The organism is Caldimonas sp., assembly GCF_046291045.1.
Lineage (GTDB): Bacteria > Pseudomonadota > Gammaproteobacteria > Burkholderiales > Burkholderiaceae_C > Caldimonas.
This window is the reverse complement of the sequence record NZ_JBKBSL010000026.1, coordinates 16,506-38,892: the sequence shown is the minus strand read 5'-3', so window position 1 is coordinate 38,892 and position 22,387 is coordinate 16,506. Positions and strand designations below refer to the sequence as shown.

Here is a 22,387-nt window from a genome sequence, read left to right as displayed (position 1 = left end):
CAGCGGGTCGGCTTGATCGAACGCAAGCCGAGGGGCTTGGAGGCGCGTCGTGCGCCCGGCACACTTGAAAGCGGCCGGGCGTCCCCCACCTCGGAATCAATCGGAGGTTACTCATGCGACTCGACAAGCTCACCACCAAGTTCCAGGAGGCTTTGGGCGATGCCCAGAGCCTGGCACTGGCCCACGACAACCCCTACATCGAGCCGGCGCACGTGCTGCTGGCCATGCTGCAGCAAGACGACGGCCCCAAGGCCTTGCTGGCACGTGCCGGCGTGAACACCGGCGGCCTGCACAAGGCGGTGGAAGCCGCGATCAAGCGCTTGCCCCAGGTGCAAGGCGCGGAACAGGTGCAGGTCGGCCGCGACACCGTGAGCCTGTTGCAGGCGGCCGAGAAGGAGGCGCTCAAGCGCGGCGACCAGTTCGTGGCGAGCGAAATGTTCCTGCTGGCCCTTAGCGACAGCAAGGCCGAGATCGGCCAGATGGCCAGGGACCACGGTCTGAACCGAAAGTCGCTGGAGGCGGCGGTGGAAGCGGTGCGCGGTGGGCACGCGGTGGACAATGCCGAGGCCGAGGGCCAGCGCGAGGCGCTGAAGAAATACACGCTCGATCTGACCGAACGCGCCCGACAAGGCAAACTCGACCCGGTGATCGGCCGTGACGACGAGATCCGCCGCGCCATCCAGGTGCTGCAGCGCCGCTCGAAGAACAACCCGGTGCTCATCGGCGAGCCCGGGGTGGGCAAGACGGCCATCGTCGAAGGGCTGGCCCAACGCATTGTGGCTGGCGAGGTGCCCGACACCCTCAAGGACAAGCGCGTGTTGGTGCTCGACATGGCGGGCTTGCTGGCCGGTGCAAAGTACCGAGGCGAGTTCGAGGAGCGGCTCAAGGCCGTGCTCAAGGAGGTGGCCCAGGACGAGGGCCGCATCATTCTCTTCATCGATGAGATCCACACGATGGTGGGCGCGGGCAAGGCCGAGGGCGCCATCGATGCGGGCAACATGCTCAAGCCCGCGCTGGCACGTGGCGAGTTGCACTGCATCGGCGCCACCACGCTCGATGAGTACCGCAAGTACATCGAGAAGGACGCCGCCCTGGAGCGCCGCTTCCAGAAGATTCTTGTGGACGAGCCCAGCGTGGAGCAGACCATTGCGATCCTGCGCGGTCTGCAGGAGAAGTACGAGGTGCACCACGGGGTCGAAATCACCGACCCGGCGATCGTGGCCGCTGCCGAGCTGTCACACCGCTACATCACCGACCGCTTTCTGCCCGACAAGGCCATCGACCTGATCGACGAGGCCGCGGCCAAGATCAAGATCGAGATCGACTCCAAGCCCGAAGCGATGGATCGTCTCGACCGACGCCTGATCCAGCTCAAGATCGAGCGCGAGGCGGTGCGCAAGGAAAAAGACGAAGCCTCCATCAAACGCTTGGGTCTGATCGAGGAGGAAATCGCCCGCCTGGAGCGCGAGTACGCCGACCTGGAGGAGATCTGGAAGGCCGAGAAGGCCTCGGCCCTGGGGTCTGCGCAGATCAAGGAAGAGATCGACAAGATCCGCTTCCAGATCGAGGAGTTCAAGCGCAAGGGCGACTTCAACAAGGTGGCCGAGCTTCAGTACGGCCGCCTGCCCGAGCTCGAGAAGCGGCTGAAGGAGGCTCAAGCGAAGGAAAGCGACAAGGCCAAGGGGGCCAAGGAAGGGGGGCGGCCTCAGTTGCTGCGCACCCAGGTGGGCGCCGAGGAGATTGCCGAGGTCGTCTCGCGTGCCACGGGCATTCCGGTGAGCAAGCTGATGCAAGGCGAGCGGGACAAGCTCCTGCAGATGGAGGCACGACTGCACGAGCGGGTGGTGGGGCAGGACGAGGCCATCACTGCGGTGGCCAACGCCATCCGACGCTCCCGCGCCGGACTGTCCGACCCGAACCGCCCGCTGGGCAGCTTCCTCTTCCTGGGGCCCACGGGCGTGGGCAAGACCGAGCTGTGCAAGGCGCTGGCCGGCTTCCTGTTCGACAGCGACGATCACATGGTGCGCATCGACATGAGCGAGTTCATGGAGAAGCACTCGGTCAGCCGCCTGATCGGCGCACCCCCGGGCTACGTGGGCTACGACGAAGGGGGCTACCTCACCGAGGCCGTGCGCCGCAAGCCGTACAGCGTGCTGCTGCTCGATGAGGTGGAGAAGGCCCACCCGGACGTGTTCAACGTCCTGCTGCAGGTGCTCGACGACGGCCGCCTGACCGATGGCCAGGGTCGCACCGTGGACTTCAAGAACACCGTGATCGTGATGACGAGCAATCTGGGCTCGCACCAGATCATGCAGATGGCCGGCCAGGACAGCGAGCTGATCCGCGAGGCGGTATGGGCCGAGGTGAAGCAGCACTTCCGGCCCGAGTTCCTCAACCGCATCGACGAGACCGTGGTTTTCCACGCCCTGGACCAGAAGCACATCGAGGCGATCGCGAAGATCCAGTTGAAGCACTTGGAGCAGCGCCTGGAGAAGATGGACATGCGGCTGGAGGTTTCGCCCGAGGCTTTGGCCGAACTGGCCAAGGTGGGCTTCGACCCGGTGTTCGGCGCGCGGCCGCTCAAACGGGCGATCCAGCACCGCATTGAAAACCCGGTGGCCCGTCTGATCCTTGAAGGGCGCTTCGGGCCGAAGGATGTGATCCCGGTGACGGTGGAAAACGGCGAATTCGTGTTCGGCCGAACCGTGCATTGAGCAGTCTTTGCCGGCAGGTGTCCCATCGGGGAACCCTGCCGGCGGCCGAAGAATCACATCTGGATGGATTCCTTGCGCACCGTGGCGGCTTTGGCCGCATCGCTGTTGCTGCGGCTCGTCGTCGTGGCCTTCAGCCTCGTGTTCCTCGCCAGTCTGGTGGTGGCCGGGCTCTTCGCCGCGCTGGTGCTCAGCGTGTGGGCTTTGCTGCGAGGGCGGCGCCCCACGGTGGCGGATTTCGGTCTGTTCCGGCGCTATCGCTGGACCGATCTGCACACCCGCACCGGCGCGTGGAGGTCCCCCCGCGGCGCATCGCGTGCGTCAGGCGAGGTGATCGACGTGCAGGCGCGCGAGCTGCCGCCGCGGCAAGGCGGCACCGGCCCTGGGCGCTGAACGCATCGGGCTATCAGCGTGCGGCCGGGGGGTGCTGCTTGAGCCAGGCGTCCAGCCGCTGGAGCTGGAAACGCACCAGCGACTGGTTGGTCTTGTGTCGGTCGAGCAGGCAATGCAACGCCACATCCGGCAGTCCCGGCAGGGGGCGCACCACCTGGTGGTGGCGATCGGAGGAGATCAGGATTTCGTGGGCCGGGTCGGCCAGGTTCAGGGCCAGCCGGGCCATTTGCTGTGCTTTGAGGATCGCCGCGCCTTGGCGGGCCAGGTCAATGGCTGAAGGTCCGCGGCCCGCAAAGCCCAGCGGTGCGCCCAGGTTCACGTCGAACACGCAACACGACAGCAGGCCTGTCATTTGGGCCACCAAGCCCACGTAGGCGTCCACTGTGGACTGGTCCGGGTCGGCGGGGGCGGGGCCGGCCGGGGCTCCCGGGGCGCGGGCCCAAGCGGGAGACTGCGCAACGGTGCGCGCGTCCTCGGGATCGAGCTGGAGGGACAGCGGCATGAGCTGTGGCAGGCCGGCTCCCGATCCCGGCGCCGCGGCAGCCAGACGGCCCCGCGCGGCGTTCTTCTGCCAAAACCCCAGGATGAACGACCAGGCGTCGGCGGGCCTCGAGGGTTGCGGGGCGGCGCGCACCAGCATGCCGTGGCGCTGCACCACCTGTGCCGACTGCGAGGCGGCTGCCTGCGCGGCCGCGGGGCCCAGCGGCATGATCAGCAGACTGGGGCAGACCCAGGCCGGCACATGCACCCATTGCATCATCTGCCGCAGGGCATTGGCCGAACCCTGACCAGCCATCTCGGCCAGCAACACGACGCTGATCTGGGCGTTTTCCATCAGAACCCTCGAGACGGCCTGCTGGCCGGCGGGGGTGCTTTGCACATCGGTGGAGTAGATGTGCACGTGCTGGCCCTCGGGCGAGGTGTAGGTGGCGTACTCGATACTCGCCAGCATGGTGCCGTAGCCCTGTTGGCGGATGATGAGTTTCTGCACGGCGCTGCCGCCATGGCCGGCGAGCTGGCGCAGCAGTTGGCGCGACACATTGCCGCCGATGTCGTGCAGGGCCACGTGCAGGCTGCGAAGGTGCTCGAACTGCAACCGCAACGCCTCAGCCGCGTCGCAGGTGACGAACAGCTCTCGGGTGTTGGGGCCGGTCAGCCGCCCGATGTCGTGCGACCCGGCGACCCGGGGGTCGTCGCTGTCGCGCGCCATGATCTGCGTGGCCATGGTGTCAGGCATGGTCGGGGCCCACTCGACAGGGCGGTTCGGGGGGCGGGTGGTGTCATCCATGCGCTGGACGTAGGCCATGGTGCCTCGTGGTGGAAGCCTGGAGGGGTGGTGCAAGCAGTGTAACGACCTGCTTCACAGCCCGGACACACCCGTTTGGGGGAGGACGGGGGGAGTGGGCGCAGGGCTGCGACCTTGTTCACGTTCGGGCGAGCGGGCAAGGGGGTGAGCGTCTCGCCGATAGAATGATTTGCAGCTTACAGGAGACACCTGCACCGGGCAGGCGGCTCGGATGGACACGGGAATGGGATGGAATCGATGCGCAACGATCCGGTGGTGATCGTGGGGGCCGGCTTGGCCGGATTGACCGTAGCCCTGCATCTGGCGGCTCAGCGGCCGGTGGTGGTGTTGGCCAAGCGGGGGGTGAACGAGGCGGCGACCGCCTGGGCCCAGGGGGGCATCGTGGGGGTGCTGGGCAGTGACGACAGCATCGACAGCCACGTACGCGACACCCAGGAGGCAGGCGCTGGGCTGGTGGATGAGACGGCTGCCCGCTTCATTGCCGAGCGCAGTGCCGAGGCCATCGAATGGCTGGTGGCGCAGGGTGTGCCGTTCTCGGCCGATCCGCAGGGCCCGCTGGGGCTGCACCTCACCCGCGAGGGTGGCCATGCCGTGCGTCGCATCGCCCACGCAGCCGATGCCACCGGCAAGGCCATTCACGAGGCCTTGCTCGAACAGGTGCGTCGGCATCCTCACATCGAGTTGCGCGAACGCTGGATGGCGGTGGACCTGATCACCTCGCGTCACCTCAAACGTGACGAGCCGCCGCGCTGCTATGGGGTCTACGCCCTGGACATCGAGCGCGGCCGGGTGGAAACCCTGCCGGCAGCAGCCGTGGTGCTGGCCACCGGCGGTGTGGGCAAGGTCTATCGGTACACGAGCAACCCCGACACCGCCACGGGCGACGGCATCGCGATGGCCTGGCGCGCCGGCTGCCGGGTGGGCAACATGGAGTTCATCCAGTTCCATCCGACCTGCCTGTACCACCCGCAGGAGCGCAGCTTCCTCATCACCGAGGCCTTGCGCGGCGAGGGCGCCCATCTGAAGCTGCCCGACGGCACGCGCTTCATGCCCGCCCACGACGCGCGGGGTGAGCTGGCCCCGCGCGACATCGTGGCGCGCGCGATCGATTTCGAGATGAAGAAGCATGGCCTGGACCATGTGTGGCTGGACGCCACGCATCTGGACGCGGGCTTCCTGAAGGAGCATTTCCCCACCATCCATGCCCGCTGCTTGTCGCTGGGGATCGACATCACGTGCCAGCCGATCCCCGTGGTGCCGGCGGCGCACTACACCTGCGGCGGGATCGTCACCGACCTGAACGGGCGCACCGACTTGCCCGGGCTGTACGCGGTGGGGGAGTCGACCTACACCGGCCTGCACGGCGCGAACCGGCTGGCCAGCAATTCGCTGCTGGAATGCGTGGTACTGGGGCGCACGACAGCGCAGGACATCGAGGCCCATGCCCGGCTGGAGGAGGCGGTATTGCCGCCGTGGGACGAAAGCCAGGTCGAGGACGCGGACGAGCAGGTGGTGATCTCGCACAACTGGGACGAGCTGCGCCTGCTGATGTGGAACTACGTGGGCATCGTGCGCACCACGCGGCGGCTGGAGCGGGCTTTGCACCGCATCCATCTGCTGCGCAGCGAGATCGACGACTATTACTCGAACTTCCGCGTCACGCGCGATTTGCTGGAGCTGCGCAATCTGGTCGAGTGTGCCGAACTGATCGTGCGTTCGGCCCTGGTGCGTCACGAGAGCCGGGGCCTGCATTACAGCCGCGACTTCCCGCGCACGCTGCCGGTGAGTTTCCCCACCATCCTGACCCGCCCGGCAGGGCGACGGCTGGCCTCCACGCATCACGGCTGTGGCCTGTGAGCACTGCCTGGGGGCGGCCCGGCGTGGCGCTTCCTCGTGAGGGCTGGGCCCATCAGCCACGGGCGCGCATCGCCGTGCGGGCCTGCACGAATTCGAAGGCGTGGGTCACGGCCTCGGCCAGCGCGCGTTCGTTGTCTGCGCGCTCCCTCTCCGTCATGTAGAAGGCGAGGTCCACCTCGTGGCGGATGTAGCGCGGCGGCAGCCGGTTCAGCGCCACGCAGGCCACGTCGGCGAGCATGTCGCCGCGCACCTGGGGGTAGCGCGGGGCGGTCTGCATCACGGCCTCAAGGACGGGACGCTCGAAATAGTTGTGGATGTTGGTGAAGTCGGCGGGGCTCATGCGGCTCTCCGGAGCGGATGGGCCAGTATGGGCAGCCCGACCGTGGAGCAAAGCCCGCAATAGCTGCGGTTTCGGCCGCCAACTCCCAGGCCGCGCTCAGAGCCGCTCGATCACCCGCATGGAGAAGTCCACGGCCTTCACGTCTTTGGTGAGGCGACCGATGGAGATGCGGTCCACCCCGGTGGCGGCGATCGCCCGCACCTGGTCGAGGTTCACCCCGCCGGAGACTTCCAGCAGGGCTCGCCCGGCGTTCAGGGCCACGGCCTGGCGCATGCGCTCGAGGTCGAAGTTATCGAGCAACACGCTCACGGCGCCGGCCTGCAAGGCCTCGTCGAGCTGTTCCAGCGTTTCCACCTCGATTTGGATGCCGATGTCGGCACCCGCCCCGCGCACCAGGGCCTGGGCGTTGCGCAGCGCGGCGGTCACGCCGCCGGCGGCGGCGATGTGGTTCTCCTTGATCAGGATGCCGTCGTAAAGTGCCAGGCGCTGGTTGCGGCCGCCACCCACACGCACGGCGTACTTCTGGGCCAGCCGCAGGCCGGGCAGGGTCTTGCGGGTGTCGAGGATGGCGCAGCCGCGCGGATGGGGCGAGGCGCCTTCGATGGCGCGCGCATACTGCCGGGTGACCGTGGCCGTGGCCGAGAGCAATTGCAAGAAGTTCAAGGCTGGTCGCTCGGCGGTGAGCAGCGCACGCGCGTGTGCCTCGATCTCGCAGACCACGGTGTCGGCGGGCAACTCGGCCCCTTCGGCCGCCCGCCAGTGGACCTGCGTGGCGGGATCGACGGCGTGCATGCAGGCGTCGAACCATTCGCGCCCGCACAGCACGGCCGCTTCGCGCAGCAGCACCCGGGCGCGCACGCGCTGGGCGGCCGGCACGAGTTCGGCCGTCCAGTCGCGACGGCCCACGTCCTCGAACAAGGCCTCGCGCACGTTGCGGGCGCGGGCTTCGGCCAGGGTTTCGTTGTGGTCGAACATGGGCTCAGGCAGCTCCGAGGTGACGCACGAAGCCGTGCTGCGGCCGGGCGATGGCCGAGGGGTTGCGGGCGACGAAGTCGAGCATGCGGTCGATGCAGCCCAGCGCCTGACTGCGCACGGGCTCGGGCACGGTGATCTCCCCGCTGCCGCGCTCCAGGCAGGCCAGCACGCCTTGCAGGGCATTCATGGCCATCCACGGGCAATGGGCGCAGCTCTTGCACGTGGCGCCGCTGCCGGCGGTGGGAGCCTCGATGAGCGTCTTGCCAGGGGCCATCTGGCGCATGCGATGCAAGATGCCGTTGTCGGTGGCCACGATGTACTCGGCGGCGCTGCCTTCCACGACGGCCTTGAGGAGCTGGCTGGTCGAGCCCACCACGTCAGCCTGCTCGACCACGCTGCGCGGCGATTCGGGGTGGACGAGCACCAGGGCTTCGGGATGCTCCTTGCGCAGCAGCTCCAGCTCGACGCCTTTGAATTCATCGTGCACGATGCACGCGCCGTTCCACAGCAGCATGTCGGCGCCGGTCTCTTCCTGGATGTAGCGGCCCAGGTGCCGGTCGGGTGCCCAGAGGATCTTGTGGCCCTGTTCCTTGAGGTGGCGCACGATGGCCAGGGCGCAGGAGCTGGTTACCATCCAGTCGGCGCGGGCCTTCACGGCGGCGCTGGTGTTGGCGTAGACGACCACCTGGCGGTCGGGGTGGGCGTCGCAGAAGGCGGCGAATTCGTCGGGCGGGCAACCCAGGTCGAGCGAACAGGTGGCGTCCAGGTCGGGCATCAGGACGGTCTTGTCGGGGCTCAGGATCTTGGCGGTCTCGCCCATGAAGCGCACGCCGGCCACGATGAGGGTGCGCGCGGCATGGTCGCGCCCGAAGCGGGCCATCTCCAGCGAGTCGGACACGCAGCCGCCGGTCTCCAGGGCCAGATCCTGGATGTCGCCGTCAACGTAGTAGTGGGCGATGAGCACCGCATCGCGCTCGGCCAGCAACTGGCGGATGCGCTCGCGGGTGGCGTCGCGTTCGGCCGGGCTCAGGGGCTCGGGCACCTTCGCCCAGGCATGGGCAGTGCAGCTCGCGCCCTGGGCATCCTGGCGCGTATAGTCGTAGATCACGGATTCCATGGCGGCTGGGGCCGCGTGGGGGCGGCCCGCATCAAGAGGAAGACTCAGGACTGCATGGTAGCCCAGCAGCCACCTCTGCGCCGAAGGGTCGGGCGTTCAGGCCAGCAGCTTCTCCGCGTCCATCACCCGGAAGCGAGCCAGGGCGAGGTTGGTGCGCTGCTTGTCAAGGACGACCAGCAGGAAGAGGTCGGCATGCTGGTTGACGCTGCGCAGGATCTGCTGGCGCCGGCCGAGGGTGACGATGACCTCGTCGACGCGGTCGCCGCCCATGTCGCGCGCGGCACGGCGGTGGGCCTTGAGCACCTCGGTGGCCGTGGCAGCGGCCAGATCCAGCGACAGTTCCTCGGCGTCGTCGGCGAGTTGCTGACCCAGCACCAGTCCGGTGGTGAGGTCGACGACGCAACCGCCCAGCACGCCTTCGATGCGCATGAGCTGCTCGAGCACGCGCAACACCCGGGCCTCGTCGACGCTGGTGCGCAAGACGTCGGTCACGAGTCTGGCCGGGCCGATCTCATGGACTTCCGGCAGCGGGGTGAGGGCGGCGCCTGCCGCGGGGTCGTCGGCGGGTTGCGCCGTCTCGGCGGGCGCAGTGTCGGTGGCGAGATCGCCGATGCGGATCGGAAAGTCCGCGCCCGGTAGGGTCGGTGCGCGCAGCCGGGCCTGCGCCCCGTGGGGGAGGTGCTTGACGCGGTTCCAGGTGTTGAGCACGGAGTTCCAGACGCCCGAGGCGCTGGTCATTGGTTCGGTGCTCACCATCACGTTGAGCGCGCTCGGCCAGGCCACGGCGGCAATGCGTGTGGCCAGCGGGGCCACCGGGGCCGACAGCAGGAAGAGCAGGTGCGGGCAGCGCCAGTGCTCGCCGTGCGCGGCAGCATTGAGGGTCGCGACGATCTCGTCGAACAGCGCTTGAGGCATCGGCGCCATGATGATCGCGGTCAGGTGGCTGCGCTCCATCAGGGCGATCGGGATGGCCTGGGCTTCCTGGCTCGCGTCGCGCACGTCGGCATGGTAGATCTTGAGCGGGTCGTCCACGCGGCGGGGTAGGGCGGTGCGTTCGATCAGCGCGATCGACGCCAGTGTGCTCTGGTGGCGCAGGTGCAGCCGCTCGATGGGCTGGCCGGACGCATCGGACAGGGCCTTGATGACGCCACCGGCCCACATGCGCGCCGGGTCGTGCAGCGTGATCTGGCGCGCGGCGTGGTCCAGGTCGGCACGCGAGGCCGCCAGATGCTGGCGGATGGCCTCGGCCGGCGAACCCACGATGAACAGGTCGCGGGTGTGTTTGTCGACCATGTGGCCGCGGTCGGTCACCTCGGTGGCATGGCTTTCCAGGATCGCGGTGGCGGCGAAGTCGGCCGGATCGCGCGGGCCGGCATTGCGCAACACCCGCCCGGACGGACCGCCCAGCGGGTTGAGATCGCCGAAAAGGGAGGTGAGCATGGCAGGCTCCTCGGGGGCGAAGACTGCAGCCAGTGTAGGCGCAGGCGCACCGCCGCGGCCAGGCGGCCCGGCGCGACCCCCGTGAACGGTCGGGTCGCGGCGACGGAAGGTGCGTGCCGGGGCCCCGGGCGTCTCGGGCTCAACGGGGGCTGGCCAGCAGCTCCCGGGGCGAACATCCCATGGTGCGCCGCACCATGGCACTGAAGGCACTGGGGCTGTAGCCCAGCTCGGCGGCGATCTGGCCCACGGACTGGTGCGAGGCCGCCCGCGCGACGGCATGGGCCAGCACGACCTGCTGGCGCCAGCGGGTGAAGGTGGTGCCCAGCTCGTCCCGGAACAGCCGAGCCACGGTGCGGGGGCTGGCGCCGGTGTCGCGGGCCCAGGCCGCCAGCGTGGCGTGCCGGGTCGGATCGGCCAACACGGCCTCGCACAGGTGGCGCAGCCGCTTGTCGCGCGGCAGGTCCACGCCCAGGGGCACGACGGCGGCGCGGCGCAGTTCGTCGAGCACCAGGGCGCCGAGCAGGCGTTCGCGGGTCAGTTGGGCGGGCGTGAGCTCGGCCAGGCCGTCGGGGCGGGTGTCCATCTCCAGCACCAGGGCACGCAGCAGGCCCGAAACCTCCAGCACCCGGCATTCGCGCCAGCGCGGCTGCTCGGGGGGCGGCACGTCCGGGCCGCAGTGGCCCTCGGGCTGGTACAGGTAGAGGGTACGCAGGTCGGCGTCCTCGACCACGGTGACCGCGTGCTCGACGCCCGGCGGGATCCACAGAGCCCGCGAGGGCGGCACGATGTAGCTGCCGCGGGCCACGGTCAGGCGGGTGACGCCGGTCGTCGAGATTGCGAGCTGGGCCCAGGGGTGGCGGTGCGGCACCACCTGCGTGTCGGCCCGCAGGTGGTGCAGCTTGGCACGCACCGGTCGCTGCGGGCAGGGCCCGTACAGGTGCGGCGTGAGCGGCCCCACGTAGGACAGTCCGCGCGAGCGGCGCTCAGATGCAGGGTTTGGCATATTCACGACAGAAATTGACTTGCTATCGTAAATCTGCCGCGTCCATCGTGCCTACCATCCGATTCATGAGCACGACGACTTCGAGCGCCCCGGGCGCAGCACCGCTGGCGCAGGACGCCCGCACCATCGGCCTGGTGGGGCTGGCCCACGGCACTTCGCACTTCTTCCACATGCTGCTGCCGCCGCTGTTCCCGTGGCTGATCAGCGACTTCTCGCTCAACTACTCGCAGCTCGGGCTGCTGGTGTCGGTGTTCTTCGTGATCTCCGGCGTGGGGCAGGCGCTGTCGGGCTTCCTGGTCGACCGGGTGGGCGCGCGGCCGGTCTTGTTTGCGGCATTGGCCTGCTTCGCCCTGGCGGGGCTGGCTGCTGCCTGGGCGCCGGGCTACGGCGGGCTGCTGCTGGCTGCGGCCCTGGCGGGTCTGGGCAATGCGCCATTCCATCCGGTGGACTTCACCATCCTCAACAAGCGGGTCTCGCAGCCTCGGCTCGGGCATGCCTTCTCGGTGCACGGCATCACCGGCAACCTGGGTTGGGCGGCGGCGCCGGTCTTCATGGCCGGCCTCACGACGGTCACGGGCTCCTGGCGTCTGGCCTGCGCCGGGGCGGCGCTGCTGGCCGCCTTCGTTCTGATGGCGATGGTCTGGCACCGCGAGGCGCTGGACGACCGTCAAGGCCGCTCGGCTCGTTCAGCCCAGCCGGTGGCTTCCAGCACGGTGGCCGAGCATCCGATGGCCTTCCTGAAGCTGCCCTCGGTGTGGCTGTGCTTCTCGTTCTTTTTCTGGACCACCTGCGCCCTCAGTGCGATCCAGAGCTTTGCCAGCCCCGCGCTGCAGTCGCTGTACGGCCTGCCGCTGGCGGTGACCTCGCTGGTGGTGACCGGCTACATGCTGGCCGGCGCGACCGGCATGGTGATCGGAGGCTTCCTCGTGGCCAAGGTCGAACGGCTCGAACGGATCATCGGCGTGTGCCTCGTGGGCTCGGGCGCGCTGCTGGCGGTGGTCGGGCTAGGGGGGCTGCCGGGGCCTGGAGCGGTGCTAGTGGCGGCCCTGGCCGGACTGGGCACGGGCATTGCCGGCCCTTCGCGCGACATGCTCATCAAGCGGGCCGCCCCTCCCGGGGCCACCGGACGTGTGTATGGCACGGTGTATTCCGGCCTGGATCTGGGCTTCGCTGTGGCGCCGCCGTTGCTGGGGCTGCTCATGGACCGCGGGGCTGCCGCGGGCATCTTTCATGCGGCAGCTTTCGCCCTGGTGTTCGCGGTGGTGTCGGCGACCTGGGTGGGCACGCGCGTGGCGGCCAGCCCACGGCGCGCCGCCACCGCCTGACGATGGCGGCCTGAACCCGCCTCGCCGACCGCCTCTCAGGCCGCGGCCCCCGCCGGTGCCTTGCGGCCGTCGGGCCGGGATAATCGGCCCGTCTGCAGCAAGGAGAACCCTCCATGATCCCCACCCCGGCTTCCCGCCTGGCGGGCCACGCCCTGGTCGAGGCCCTGATCGCCCAGGGCGTGGACACCGTCTTCGGCGTGCCCGGCGAGAGCTTCCTCGCCGTGCTGGACGGCTTTTACGAACACCGCGAGCGCATCCGCTTCATTGCTTGCCGCCAGGAAGGCGGCGCGGCCTTCATGGCCGAAGCGCAGGGCAAGCTCACCGGGCGCCCGGGCATCTGCTTCGTCACCCGCGGCCCCGGCGCCACCAATGCCAGCATCGGCCTGCACACGGCCTACCAGGATTCCACACCGATGATTCTCTTCGTGGGCCAGGTGGGCAGTGACTTCCGCGACCGCGAAGCCTTCCAGGAGGTGGACTACCGCGCCATGTTCGGCCCCAGCACCGGCGGGTTTGCGAAATGGGTGGCCGAGGTGGACCGCCCCGAGCGACTGCCCGAGTACGTCGCCCGCGCCTTCCACGTGGCGATGCAGGGCCGCCCGGGCCCGGTGGTGCTGGCTCTGCCCGAGGACATGCTGATGCAGCCCACCGACGCCGCCGTGCTGCCGCGCGTGGAGCCGGCCCAGGCCTGGCCCACGCCGGGGGCCCTGCGTCACATCCGCGAGATGCTGCTGACCGCCCAGCGGCCGCTGGTGATCGCCGGCGGCGGCGGCTGGACCCCGGCCGCCTGCCAGGCCCTGCAGCGTTTCGCCGAGGACTGGCAGCTGCCCGTGGGCTGCGCCTTCCGCTTCCAGGACCTTTTCGACAACGCCCACCCGCTGTACGCGGGTGACGTGGGCATCGGCATCAACCCGAAGCTTGCTCAGCGTGTGCGTGAGGCCGACCTCATCCTCGCCGTGGGCCCGCGCCTGGGCGAGATGACCACTGGCGGCTACACGCTGCTGGAAGCACCCCGCCCGCGCCAGCAGCTCATCCACATTCATGCGGGGGCCGAGGAACTGGGCCGCGTCTACGCCGCCGACCTGCTGGTGCAGGCCTCGATGGCCTGCGCGGCGCCCGCCCTGGCGAGCCTGGCCGCCCCGCCGCAACTGCCGTGGACCGACTGGACCGCCGGCGTGCGGGCCGACCGCGAGGCCAACCGCGTCTCGACGCCCCCGCCCGGGCCGATGGACCTGGCCGAGGTGGTCAAGACGATGCAGCGCGTGCTGCGCGAGCAGGGCCGCTCCGATGCCGTCTTCACCAACGGCGCGGGCAATTACTCGGGCTGGCTGCATCGCTACTACGAATACCCCGGCTTGGCGGCGGGCCAGCGCACCCAGCTCGCCCCCACCTCCGGTGCCATGGGCTACGGGGTGCCGGCTGCGGTGGCGGCCAACCTACTGCAGCCCGGGCGCACAGTGATCAACATCGCCGGCGATGGCGACTTCCTGATGACTGGCCAAGAGCTGGCCACGGCCACCGGCTACCGAAATGCGGCATCAGGGCCGCTCATCGTGCTGGTGGTGGACAACGGCACCTACGGCACCATCCGCATGCACCAGGAACGCGAGTTCCCGGGGCGGGTGTCGGGTAGTGACCTCTTCAACCCCGACTTTGCGATGCTGGCTCGTGCCCACGGCTGGGAGGCCGCGCGCATCGACCGCACCGAAGACTTCGAGCCGGCCTTCCGCGCCGCGTTGGCGAGCCGCACGCCCACGCTACTGCACCTGAAGCTCGACGCCGAGGTGATCACCAGCCGCACCACGCTCAGCGCCCTGCGCGCAGCGGCCCGTCCGGCGGGGGGCTGAGGGTGCAGCCGCGTGTGGCGGTGGTGGGCGCCGGCCCGGCCGGCCTGATGGCCGCCGAGACGCTGGCCCGGGCGGGGGTGAGGGCCGATGTCTACGACCGCATGCCCTCGGCCGGCCGCAAGTTCCTGCTGGCGGGCAAGGGCGGGCTCAACCTCACGCATTCCGAGCCGCCGCCGGCCTTCCTGTCGCGCTATGGCCAGCGGCGCGCGGCCGTGGCCCCCTGGCTGGAGGCCTTCGGCGCCGAGGCCCTGCGCGCCTGGGCGGGCCAGCTCGGCATCGAAACCTTCGTGGGCTCCTCGGGGCGCGTGTTCCCGAGGGACATGAAGGCCGCGCCCTTGCTGCGGGCCTGGTTGCACCGGCTGCGCGAGGCCGGCGTGCGTTTCTACATGCGACATCGCTGGGTCGGCTGGTCCGGCGAGCGCGACTTGGTGATGGACACACCCACCGGCTCGGTTCTCGTGCAGCCCCAGGCCGTGGTGCTGGCTCTGGGGGGCGGGAGCTGGTCGCGTCTGGGGTCTGACGGGGCCTGGGTGCCCTTGCTGACCGGGCGGGGCGTGGCGGTGCAGCCCCTGCTGCCGGCCAACTGTGGCTTCGACGTGGCCCGCCCCGGGCCGCAGGGCGAGACGGTGCCGGGCTGGTCCGAACACCTGCGCCGCCGCTTTGCCGGCCTGCCGGTCAAGCCGGTGGTGTTGAGCGTGATGGTCCCCGGCGGCGAGCGCTTCGTACGCCGGGGCGAATTCGTGCTCACCGACACCGGGATCGAAGGCAGCCTGATCTATGCGGCCTCCAGCCTCCTGCGCGAGGCGATCGCGGCCCAGGGGTGGGTGGACATCCACCTCGACCTGATGCCCGACTGGCCGGCCGAGCGGGTGCTGGCCGAGGTGGCACACCCGCGCGGCTCGCGATCGTGGTCCAGCCACCTGCAAAGCCGCCTGGGCCTCAAGGGCCTGAAGGTGGCCCTGCTGCATGAGGTGCTGGGCCCTTCGGCCAAAGACGAGCCGGTGGCCGTGGCGGCGGCCCTCAAGGCCTTGCCCTTACGGCTGGTGTCGCCGCGCCCGCTGGACGAGGCCATCAGCTCCGCCGGTGGGGTGCGCTTCGAGTCGCTCGACGAACACCTGATGCTGCGCGCGCTGCCTGGCGTGTTCTGCGCCGGCGAGATGCTCGACTGGGAGGCTCCCACAGGCGGCTATCTGCTCACAGCCTGCTTTGCCAGTGGCCGCTGGGCTGGCGAGGCGGCGGCGCGCTGGCTGGGGGTGCCCCCCTCGGATGCACCCCCACCGATGCCATGAACGCCTCCACCGCCTCGGTGTAGGGGCCTGGGCGGCCGAGCTCGGCATTGATCTCGCGGTGCGAGAGCTCCACGGCCTGCAACACCACGCGCCCGCCTTCTTTCTGTACGGCCCGCGCCATGCGCTGGTTCTGGTCGCGCGACTCCTCGCGGCGTGCGGCATACACCAACATCATGGGCTGGGGTCGGGTGTCGAGCTGGTGCACGGGCGAGACCTGCCGCCAGTAATGCGGGTCGTCCCCGAAGGCTTCTCGGTGCAGCCGCAATGGCCGGCCCTGCATCAGCGCCGGCACGTCCAGGGCCGCGCTGTCGAGCGACACCGTGCCCGCCCAGGGCCGTACGCCGTGCGCGCCGGCCAGTTGCCGGTCGGCCGTTACCAGCGCGGCCAGGTGGGCTCCGGCGGAATGGCCCATCAGCACGATGCGATCGGCATCCACTTCCCAGTGGCGCGCCTGGCCCTGCACGAAGGCCATCGCACGGGCCACGTCGCGAGCTTGCTCCAGCGGGTCGGCGTCGGGCAGCAGCCGGTAGTTGACCGATACCACCACATGCCCTTGGGGCAGCCAGCGTTCCAGCTTGTTGTCGACCACGCTGCGCAAGGCCTTGTCGCCGATGCGCCAGCCGCCGCCATGCACCAGCACGATCACCGCGCCGCTCCTGGGGCCGCGCGGGAAATAGGCATCCAGGCGCTGGTCGGGGTGCTTGCCATAGGGGAGGTCGCGCTCCATCCGCGGCGGTGGTTCTCGATGCCCGGGGGGTGGCCGATCGGCCTGGGCCGGCCCGGCGCAACCCATCACGGCCAGGCCGGACAGGCTCAGGCCCCCCATCAGCATCAGGCGACGGTTCATCAGCGGGTTCATGCAAGTCTGCGAGCAAGTCTGCGGGGTTGACGATGACTGCATCTTCGAAGGCGCATGCAAAGCGCAGGGGGCTTGAACGTCAAGAATCGTGAAGTGTCGGCAAAGCTAGCCGAGTGCCCGGTGCAAGGCGTCTTCATCCAGGTGCTGCGCCACCGCATCGGCCAGGCGTTCGAGGCTGGCTTCGCGCAGCGCGTTCACATCGACGGACGCGGCCGCATCGAGCCCCGCCCAGCGCAGCAGCGCCGCCTGGGCCTGGGGAGCATCGAACAGACCATGCACATAGGTCGCGAGGATCTGGCCGCCGGGGTCGCGCACGCCATCGGGCCGGCCGCCGAGGTCGAGCAGCGGGCGGTCGAGCGCCGCGCCCGTGCTCACCCCGGCATGAATCTCGTAGCCTGCCACCGCCTCGCCGCCCGGCAGCAGGTGGCCCCACACCTGCCGCAATTGTTTGTCGGGCGCGAGCGTGGTCTCCAAATCGAGCCAGCCCAGGCCCGGCATCGATCCCGGCGGGCCCTCCAGGCCTTGCGGGTCGTGCAGCGCGCGGCCCAGCATCTGCAGGCCACCGCAGATGGCGATGAGCTTGCCGCCATAGCGCAGGTGGCGCGCGAGGTCGGCGTCCCAGCCGCGTTCGCGCAGCGCGCGCAGGTCGGCCTGCACGCTCTTGCTGCCCGGCAGCACGATCAGGTCGGCCGCGGGCAGGCGTTGGCCAGGGCCGGCGAGGATGAGCTCCACCTGCGGGTGCATGCGCAGCGAATCTAAGTCGGTGTGGTTCGAGATGCGCGGCAGCACCGGCACCACCACGCGCAGGCGCTGCTCGCCCGTCTTGGCCAGGCGCTCGCGGGGCAGGGCGTCTTCGGCATCGAGCATCAGGCCGGCGAGGTAGGGCAGCACCCCCAGCACGGGTTTGCCGCTGCGTTCTTCCAGCCAACGCAGGCCCGGTTCCAGCAGCGACACGTCGCCGCGGAAGCGGTTGATCACAAAGCCGCGGATGCGCGCGCGTTCGCTGTCGCTCAGGCAATCGAGCGTGCCCAGCAGGTGGGCGAAGACGCCGCCGCGGTCGATGTCGGCCACCAGGATCACCGGGCAGTCCACGGCTTCGGCAAAGCCCATGTTGGCGATGTCGCGCTCGCGCAGGTTCACCTCGGCCGGGCTGCCGGCGCCTTCCACCAGCACCACCTCGTGGGCGGCGCGCAGCCGCTCGTAGCTCTCCAGCACATAGGGCATCGCGAGCGGCTTGTACTCGTGGTATTCCATGGCATCGGCGTTGAATCGCGCGCGGCCCTGGAGGATCACCTGCGCGCCGGTGTCGCTGTTGGGCTTGAGCAGCACCGGGTTCATGTCGGTATGCGGTGCCAGCCCGCAGGCCTGGGCCTGCAGTGCCTGCGCGCGGCCGATCTCGCCGCCGTCGGCCGTCACGGCCGAGTTCAGCGCCATGTTCTGCGGCTTGAAGGGCGCCACGCGCCGGCCATGCCGGTGAAAGAGCCGGCCGAGCGCCGCCACCAGGGTGGACTTACCGGCATCGCTGGTGCAGCCTTGCACCATCAGCGTGCCGTGGAAGCATTCATAGAAGGAGGAGGGCATCGCGCGATTATGATTTCACCCGGCCCGCCCATGTCCTTCGCCTCTCCTTCGTTCCCCCTTGACCTGGCGCTCACCCAGCCCGGCTGGTTGGGAAGCCTGTGGCTGGGTGTGGCGCTCGACGCCTTGCTGGGCGAACCCAAGCGCTGGCATCCGCTCGTGGGCTTTGGGCGCTGGGCCAACCTCGTCGAGCGCCGCCTCAACCGGTCTGCGTCGAAGCTGCGGGGCGTGCTGGCCTGGAGCCTGGCCGTCCTGCCGGTGCTGGCCGCTTTCCTGGCCCTGCGCGCGGCCATGCCCGACGCGGGGCGCTGGGTGCTCGACGGCATCGTGCTGTATGCCGCGCTGGGCCTGCGCAGCCTGCTCGAACACGTGTGGCCCGTGGGCCGGGCCCTGCAGGCGAACGACCTGCCCACCGCGCGCGCCAACGTGCAGCGCATCGTCACGCGCGACTGCAGCGCCTTGGACGAGGCCGGCGTGGCCACCGCCGCGGTGGAGTCCACGCTGGAAAACGGCAGCGATGCCGTTTTTGCCAGCCTCTTTTGGTTTGCCGTGGCCGGCGCGCCGGGCGTGCTGCTGCACCGCCTGGCCAACACGCTCGATGCCATGTGGGGCTACCGCACACCGCGCTTCCTGCACTTCGGCTGGGCGGCGGCGCGCATCGACGATGGGCTGAACTGGCTGCCCGCGCGCGCCACCGCCTTCAGCTACGCGCTGCTGGGCCACACCCGCCGCGCCTGGCGCTGCTGGCGCTCGCAAGCCCCCCTGTGGGACAGCCCCAACGCCGGCCCCGTGATGGCCGCCGGCGCCGGCGCCCTGGCCCTGCAACTGGGCGGCGCCGCGCGCTACCACGGCCGCGTGGAAGACCGGCCCGTGCTGGGCGAGGGCGCCTCGCCACGCGCGGCCGACGTGTACCGAGCCTGCGCCCTGCTGGGCCGCGTGCTGGCGCTGTGGATGCTGGGGCTGACGCTGGTTGCGCTGCTCGTATCGCATGGTGTGCCTGCATGATTCCCGCGCCGGCCCGCATCCCCCACGGCGCCGACCTGCACCGCGCCATCGAACGCTACGGCCCCGCGCCAGGCGGCCAAGCCTGGCTGGATCTCTCCACCGGCATCAACCCCTGGTCCTGGCCGGCGCGCGAAGTGCTGGCGAAGCTGCCCGAGGCCGCTTGGCACGACCTGCCCGGCCCCGATGCGGCGGTGCAGGCTGCCTTCGACGCCGCCTACGGCCCGGGCGCGCTGCCGGTGCCGGGCTCGCAGGCCGCCATCCAGGCCCTGCCGCGGCTGTGGCGGCGTCATCACGGCGTGGCCCAGGTGCAGGTGCTGTGGCCGGGCTATGGCGAGCATGCGGCACGCTGGGCCCTGGAAGGGCATGCCGTGAGCCTGCAGCCGGGCGCCACGCTCGGGCGCACGCCGGCCGACGTGATCGTCATCGCCCGCCCCAACAACCCCACCGGCGAGACCTTCGACGCGCCGCACGTGCGCGCCCTGGCCGAAGCCTGCCGCCTGCTCGTCATCGACGAAGCCTTCCTGGACGCCACCGGCGAGCCCAGCCATGCCCACCTGGGCCTGCCCAATGCGGTGGTGCTGCGTTCGCTCGGCAAGTTCTACGGCCTGGCGGGGCTGCGCGTGGGGGCGGTGGTGGCGAGCGCGGCGTGGCGCGAGGCCCTGGCTGCCGAACTGGGCCCCTGGCCGGTGGGCGGCGTGGCCCTGCAACTGGCCGCTGCGGCCCTGCGCGACACCGCCTGGCAGCACGCCATGCGCGACCGGCTGGCGCACGGCAGCCGGGCGCTGGCCCAGTTGCTGTGCCGGCATGGCCTGCCCAGTGGGGGCACCGCCTTGTTCCGTACCGTGGTCACGCCACAGGCCGCGGCGCTGCACGAGGCGCTGGCCCGGCGGGGCCTCTGGACGCGCCTTTTTTCACTGCCAGGCCCTGAAGGAGGCCCCGGCTACCATGCCGTGCGGCTGGGCCTGCCGCCCGACGAGCGCGGCCTGCAACGCCTGGGGGCCGCCTTGCAACACCAAGAATGGGAGCTTTCATGACATTGCGCCACGCGCTGTTGGCCACAACCCGGGCCTTGACCCTCGCGATCAGTTTGTCCGTGAGCGTGCACGCCCAGGCCCAAGCCGTGAGCGTCACCGACGACCGGGGCCACACCGTCAGCCTGCCCCGCCCGGCCCAGCGTGTGATCAGCCTCGCGCCCCATGCTACCGAACTCATCTTTGCCGCTGGCGGCGGCGAGCGCCTGGTCGGGGTGGTTGAGTACAGCGACTATCCCGAAGCCGCAAAGACCATCCGCCGCGTGGGCGACAACAAGGCTGTCGATCTGGAGGCCATTGCCGCATTGAAGCCCGAGCTCATCGTCGTCTGGCGCCATGGCAACGCACGCCGCCAGCTCGAAAAGCTTGGTGCCCTGGGCATCCCCATGTACGAAAGCGATCCTCGCCGGCTCGATGACCTCCCCGAGGCCCTCATGCGCCTGGGCCGCCTGCTCGGCACCGAGCCCGCGGCCCAGCGCGCCGCGGCCGACTACCGCCGCACCCTGCAAACCCTACGTGAACGCTACGCCGGCCGCCCGCCCGTGACCACCTTTTACCAAGTGTGGCGTCAACCCCTGAAGACCCTCAACAACGACCACATGGTGAGCGACGTGATCCGCCTGTGCGGCGGCGTCAACGTCTTCGGCACCCTGGAGCCCCTGGTACCCACCCTGTCCGACGAGGCCGTGCTGCAAGCCAACCCGGAGTTCATCTTCACCGCCAGCATGGGCGCCACCCACTCCAACCGCCCGGTGGACAGCCTCGACGGCTGGAAACGCTTCCCGCGCCTCACGGCGGTGCAGCGCGGCAACCTCTTCTACGTGAACGGCGACCTCATCAACCGGCCCACGCCGCGGGTGCTGGAGGGGGCGGCGTTGATTTGTGAGGCGATGGAGGGGGTGCGGGGGCGGAGGTGATTGGCACCTACCGGCGAGCTTTCAATTCTCGGTGAGGCCCGGTTGCCACAAGTCTCTCGTCATGCCGCTATAGGCCAACCCCTCAACCCTTCAACCCCTCCAAACAACCCCGCCACCACCTCCGGGGCCGATGCGAAGTAGCCGTGGAAAAAGCTCGCCGTGAGGCGGCCTTGCTGGTAGACGGCTTCGGGGCCGCCGTAGCGGCGGGGTTGGGTGAGGTGGGTGGGGCGCAGGGTGGGGCCGGCTTCGAGGCGGCCGTAGTGGAAGACGTGGCCACGCAGCGAGCCCAGCGGGCTGTCCCAGTGGTGCAGGCCGATTCCGGCGAGGCGTTCGCCCATCACGGCGGTGGCGTCGAGCAGGCCGGCCATGGGGTGTTCTTCACCATCGAGTGTGCGCAGCACGCGGGCGCACACCATCATGCCGCCGCATTCGGCCACGATGGGGCGGCCCTGGGCGTGGTGGGTGCGCAGGCTGCTCATGAAGCGGTGGCAGGTGGCCAAGGCTGCGGCGTGCAGTTCGGGGTAGCCGCCGGGCAGGTAGACGGCGTCGGTGCCTTCCGGCACGGCGTCGTCGGCCAGGGGCGAGAAGGCTTGCACTTCGGCGCCCAGGGCGCGCAGCACGTCGAGGTTGGCTTCGTAGCAGAACGAGAACGCGGCATCGCGCGCCACGGCGATGCGGTGGCCGGCCAGCAGGGGCTCGATAGGCGGGGCCGCTTCAAGGGGTGGGGGCTGCCAGGCGGGCAGGGCCTGAAGCGCATCGGCCTCCAGCACCAGGGCGGTATCGAGTGCGGCCCAGGCGTCGTCGAGGCCGGCCTGCAGTTCCTGCGCCTGCACGAGGCCCAGGTGGCGTTCGGGCAGGGCGGTGGTGGCGCGGCCCAGGTGGCCCCACCAGGGCAGCTCTTGGGGCAGGCTGCCGGCCAGCATGCGGGCGTGGCCGGGGCTGGCCACGCGGTTGGCCATGGCGCCGGCCACGTGCAGGCCCCGCGTGCGGCCGTGGGCCTGCAGCCCCAGCGCCAGCGCACCAAAGGTTTCGGCCATGGCGCCGGCGTCGATCACGACGAGCACGGGCAGGCCCAGGCGGGCGGCCAGGTCGGCGGCGCTGGGGGTGCCGTCGTACAGGCCCATCGCGCCTTCCACCAGCAGCCAGTCGGCCTGCGTGGCGGCGCGGGCCAGTTCGCGGCGGCATTCGGCTTCGCCCACCATCCACAGGTCGAGGTTGCGCACCGGGGCGCCGGTGGCCTCAAGTAGGAAGCCGGGGTCGATGAAGTCGGGGCCGATCTTGAAGGCCCGCACCCGCTGGCCCTGGGCGCGTAGGCGGCGGGCCAGGGCGCAGGTGAGCGAGGTCTTGCCCTGGCCCGAGGCGGGGCCGGCGATCAGCAGTGCACGCGTCATCGG

Annotated in this window: 18 protein-coding genes; 9 read left to right on the top strand and 9 right to left on the bottom strand. The window is 70.2% G+C overall.

Annotation, left to right across the window (positions count from 1 at the left end; all coding sequences use genetic code 11):
• The first annotated feature begins 113 nt into the window (after window positions 1-113).
• The gene (gene clpB, locus ACK4ZD_RS10790; RefSeq protein ID WP_409661607.1) at window positions 114-2,714 is read left to right on the top strand and encodes an ATP-dependent chaperone ClpB; all 2,601 of its coding nucleotides are present in this window, start codon (window positions 114-116) and stop codon (window positions 2,712-2,714) included.
• A 63-nt stretch (window positions 2,715-2,777) separates the two neighbouring features.
• Complete coding sequence (locus tag ACK4ZD_RS10785; RefSeq protein ID WP_409661604.1) at window positions 2,778-3,104, top strand: hypothetical protein; 327 nt, start codon at window positions 2,778-2,780, stop codon at window positions 3,102-3,104.
• 13 nt (window positions 3,105-3,117) lie between these two features.
• Here ACK4ZD_RS10785 and ACK4ZD_RS10780 read toward each other — a convergent pair whose 3' ends face one another.
• A complete protein-coding gene (locus ACK4ZD_RS10780) occupies window positions 3,118-4,410 on the bottom strand; it encodes a hypothetical protein (RefSeq protein ID WP_409661601.1) in 1,293 nt (430 codons plus the stop codon).
• A gap of 228 nt (window positions 4,411-4,638) precedes the next feature.
• On the opposite strand from ACK4ZD_RS10780, the gene nadB reads away from it, so the two are divergent.
• On the top strand, window positions 4,639-6,267 hold the full coding sequence (gene nadB / locus ACK4ZD_RS10775; protein ID WP_409661598.1) for an L-aspartate oxidase: 1,629 nt from the start codon (window positions 4,639-4,641) through the stop codon (window positions 6,265-6,267).
• Between the two features lie 52 nt (window positions 6,268-6,319).
• Here nadB and ACK4ZD_RS10770 read toward each other — a convergent pair whose 3' ends face one another.
• The 5 genes from ACK4ZD_RS10770 to ACK4ZD_RS10750 all read right to left on the bottom strand — a co-directional run bounded on the left by ACK4ZD_RS10770 (window position 6,320) and on the right by ACK4ZD_RS10750 (window position 11,142).
• A complete protein-coding gene (locus ACK4ZD_RS10770; RefSeq protein WP_409661595.1) occupies window positions 6,320-6,607 on the bottom strand; it encodes a late competence development ComFB family protein in 288 nt (95 codons plus the stop codon).
• 96 nt (window positions 6,608-6,703) lie between these two features.
• Entirely contained in the window at window positions 6,704-7,582 is an 879-nt protein-coding gene (gene nadC / locus ACK4ZD_RS10765; protein WP_409661592.1) for a carboxylating nicotinate-nucleotide diphosphorylase, read from the bottom strand.
• A 4-nt stretch (window positions 7,583-7,586) separates the two neighbouring features.
• Window positions 7,587-8,699 (bottom strand): quinolinate synthase NadA, encoded by a 1,113-nt coding sequence (gene nadA, locus ACK4ZD_RS10760; RefSeq protein WP_409661589.1) that lies wholly within the window; start codon window positions 8,697-8,699, stop codon window positions 7,587-7,589.
• Between the two features lie 96 nt (window positions 8,700-8,795).
• Window positions 8,796-10,139 carry a roadblock/LC7 domain-containing protein gene (locus ACK4ZD_RS10755; protein WP_409661586.1) on the bottom strand — a complete coding sequence of 448 codons (1,344 nt, stop codon included), beginning with the start codon at window positions 10,137-10,139 and terminating at the stop codon, window positions 8,796-8,798.
• 139 nt (window positions 10,140-10,278) lie between these two features.
• Window positions 10,279-11,142: an AraC family transcriptional regulator gene (locus ACK4ZD_RS10750; protein ID WP_409661583.1), complete on the bottom strand. Its 864-nt coding sequence runs from the start codon at window positions 11,140-11,142 to the stop codon at window positions 10,279-10,281.
• Between the two features lie 65 nt (window positions 11,143-11,207).
• Here ACK4ZD_RS10750 and ACK4ZD_RS10745 point away from each other — a divergent pair, with 65 nt between their 5' ends.
• The 3 genes from ACK4ZD_RS10745 to ACK4ZD_RS10735 all read left to right on the top strand — a co-directional run bounded on the left by ACK4ZD_RS10745 (window position 11,208) and on the right by ACK4ZD_RS10735 (window position 15,603).
• Complete coding sequence (locus tag ACK4ZD_RS10745) at window positions 11,208-12,467, top strand: MFS transporter (protein ID WP_409661580.1); 1,260 nt, start codon at window positions 11,208-11,210, stop codon at window positions 12,465-12,467.
• Between the two features lie 113 nt (window positions 12,468-12,580).
• Window positions 12,581-14,314, top strand: coding sequence for a thiamine pyrophosphate-binding protein (locus ACK4ZD_RS10740; protein WP_409661577.1), 1,734 nt, complete (start codon window positions 12,581-12,583; stop codon window positions 14,312-14,314).
• The gene (locus tag ACK4ZD_RS10735; protein ID WP_409661630.1) at window positions 14,311-15,603 is read left to right on the top strand and encodes an NAD(P)/FAD-dependent oxidoreductase; all 1,293 of its coding nucleotides are present in this window, start codon (window positions 14,311-14,313) and stop codon (window positions 15,601-15,603) included. Before ACK4ZD_RS10740 ends, ACK4ZD_RS10735 begins: the two co-directional genes overlap by 4 nt.
• On the opposite strand, the gene ACK4ZD_RS10730 is transcribed toward ACK4ZD_RS10735, so the two are convergent.
• Together ACK4ZD_RS10730 and ACK4ZD_RS10725 are read right to left on the bottom strand one after the other, a co-directional pair.
• Window positions 15,509-16,462, bottom strand: coding sequence for an alpha/beta hydrolase (locus tag ACK4ZD_RS10730; protein WP_409661575.1), 954 nt, complete (start codon window positions 16,460-16,462; stop codon window positions 15,509-15,511). The genes ACK4ZD_RS10735 and ACK4ZD_RS10730 overlap by 95 nt on opposite strands.
• Before the next feature lie 105 nt (window positions 16,463-16,567).
• The gene (locus ACK4ZD_RS10725) at window positions 16,568-18,043 is read right to left on the bottom strand and encodes a cobyric acid synthase (RefSeq protein ID WP_409661572.1); all 1,476 of its coding nucleotides are present in this window, start codon (window positions 18,041-18,043) and stop codon (window positions 16,568-16,570) included.
• 30 nt (window positions 18,044-18,073) lie between these two features.
• Between ACK4ZD_RS10725 and cbiB the strand changes: the two genes are divergently transcribed.
• From cbiB to ACK4ZD_RS10710, 3 genes are read left to right on the top strand one after another with little or no spacing between them, the layout of a single operon-like run.
• Window positions 18,074-19,045 carry an adenosylcobinamide-phosphate synthase CbiB gene (gene cbiB / locus ACK4ZD_RS10720; protein ID WP_409661569.1) on the top strand — a complete coding sequence of 324 codons (972 nt, stop codon included), beginning with the start codon at window positions 18,074-18,076 and terminating at the stop codon, window positions 19,043-19,045.
• Complete coding sequence (locus tag ACK4ZD_RS10715) at window positions 19,042-20,079, top strand: aminotransferase class I/II-fold pyridoxal phosphate-dependent enzyme (protein WP_409661566.1); 1,038 nt, start codon at window positions 19,042-19,044, stop codon at window positions 20,077-20,079. The genes cbiB and ACK4ZD_RS10715 overlap by 4 nt, the downstream gene beginning before the upstream one ends.
• Window positions 20,076-20,993: a cobalamin-binding protein gene (locus ACK4ZD_RS10710; RefSeq protein ID WP_409661563.1), complete on the top strand. Its 918-nt coding sequence runs from the start codon at window positions 20,076-20,078 to the stop codon at window positions 20,991-20,993. The genes ACK4ZD_RS10715 and ACK4ZD_RS10710 overlap by 4 nt, the downstream gene beginning before the upstream one ends.
• 59 nt (window positions 20,994-21,052) lie before the next feature.
• On the opposite strand, the gene ACK4ZD_RS10705 is transcribed toward ACK4ZD_RS10710, so the two are convergent.
• A complete protein-coding gene (locus ACK4ZD_RS10705) occupies window positions 21,053-22,384 on the bottom strand; it encodes a cobyrinate a,c-diamide synthase (protein WP_409661560.1) in 1,332 nt (443 codons plus the stop codon).
• Window positions 22,385-22,387: the final 3 nt, after the last annotated feature.

What these genes read in the sequence shown, in the direction of transcription:
- clpB (WP_409661607.1), top strand. Translation starts at nt 114, where the DNA reads ATGCGACTCGACAAGCTCACCACCAAGTTCCAGGAGGCTTTGGGCGAT.
- ACK4ZD_RS10785 (WP_409661604.1), top strand. Translation starts at nt 2,778, where the DNA reads ATGGATTCCTTGCGCACCGTGGCGGCTTTGGCCGCATCGCTGTTGCTG.
- ACK4ZD_RS10780 (WP_409661601.1), bottom strand. Translation starts at nt 4,410, where the DNA reads ATGGCCTACGTCCAGCGCATGGATGACACCACCCGCCCCCCGAACCGC.
- nadB (WP_409661598.1), top strand. Translation starts at nt 4,639, where the DNA reads ATGGAATCGATGCGCAACGATCCGGTGGTGATCGTGGGGGCCGGCTTG.
- ACK4ZD_RS10770 (WP_409661595.1), bottom strand. Translation starts at nt 6,607, where the DNA reads ATGAGCCCCGCCGACTTCACCAACATCCACAACTATTTCGAGCGTCCC.
- nadC (WP_409661592.1), bottom strand. Translation starts at nt 7,582, where the DNA reads ATGTTCGACCACAACGAAACCCTGGCCGAAGCCCGCGCCCGCAACGTG.
- nadA (WP_409661589.1), bottom strand. Translation starts at nt 8,699, where the DNA reads ATGGAATCCGTGATCTACGACTATACGCGCCAGGATGCCCAGGGCGCG.
- ACK4ZD_RS10755 (WP_409661586.1), bottom strand. Translation starts at nt 10,139, where the DNA reads ATGCTCACCTCCCTTTTCGGCGATCTCAACCCGCTGGGCGGTCCGTCC.
- ACK4ZD_RS10750 (WP_409661583.1), bottom strand. Translation starts at nt 11,142, where the DNA reads ATGCCAAACCCTGCATCTGAGCGCCGCTCGCGCGGACTGTCCTACGTG.
- ACK4ZD_RS10745 (WP_409661580.1), top strand. Translation starts at nt 11,208, where the DNA reads ATGAGCACGACGACTTCGAGCGCCCCGGGCGCAGCACCGCTGGCGCAG.
- ACK4ZD_RS10740 (WP_409661577.1), top strand. Translation starts at nt 12,581, where the DNA reads ATGATCCCCACCCCGGCTTCCCGCCTGGCGGGCCACGCCCTGGTCGAG.
- ACK4ZD_RS10730 (WP_409661575.1), bottom strand. Translation starts at nt 16,462, where the DNA reads ATGAACCCGCTGATGAACCGTCGCCTGATGCTGATGGGGGGCCTGAGC.
- ACK4ZD_RS10725 (WP_409661572.1), bottom strand. Translation starts at nt 18,043, where the DNA reads ATGCCCTCCTCCTTCTATGAATGCTTCCACGGCACGCTGATGGTGCAA.
- cbiB (WP_409661569.1), top strand. Translation starts at nt 18,074, where the DNA reads ATGTCCTTCGCCTCTCCTTCGTTCCCCCTTGACCTGGCGCTCACCCAG.
- ACK4ZD_RS10715 (WP_409661566.1), top strand. Translation starts at nt 19,042, where the DNA reads ATGATTCCCGCGCCGGCCCGCATCCCCCACGGCGCCGACCTGCACCGC.
- ACK4ZD_RS10710 (WP_409661563.1), top strand. Translation starts at nt 20,076, where the DNA reads ATGACATTGCGCCACGCGCTGTTGGCCACAACCCGGGCCTTGACCCTC.
- ACK4ZD_RS10705 (WP_409661560.1), bottom strand. Translation starts at nt 22,384, where the DNA reads ATGACGCGTGCACTGCTGATCGCCGGCCCCGCCTCGGGCCAGGGCAAG.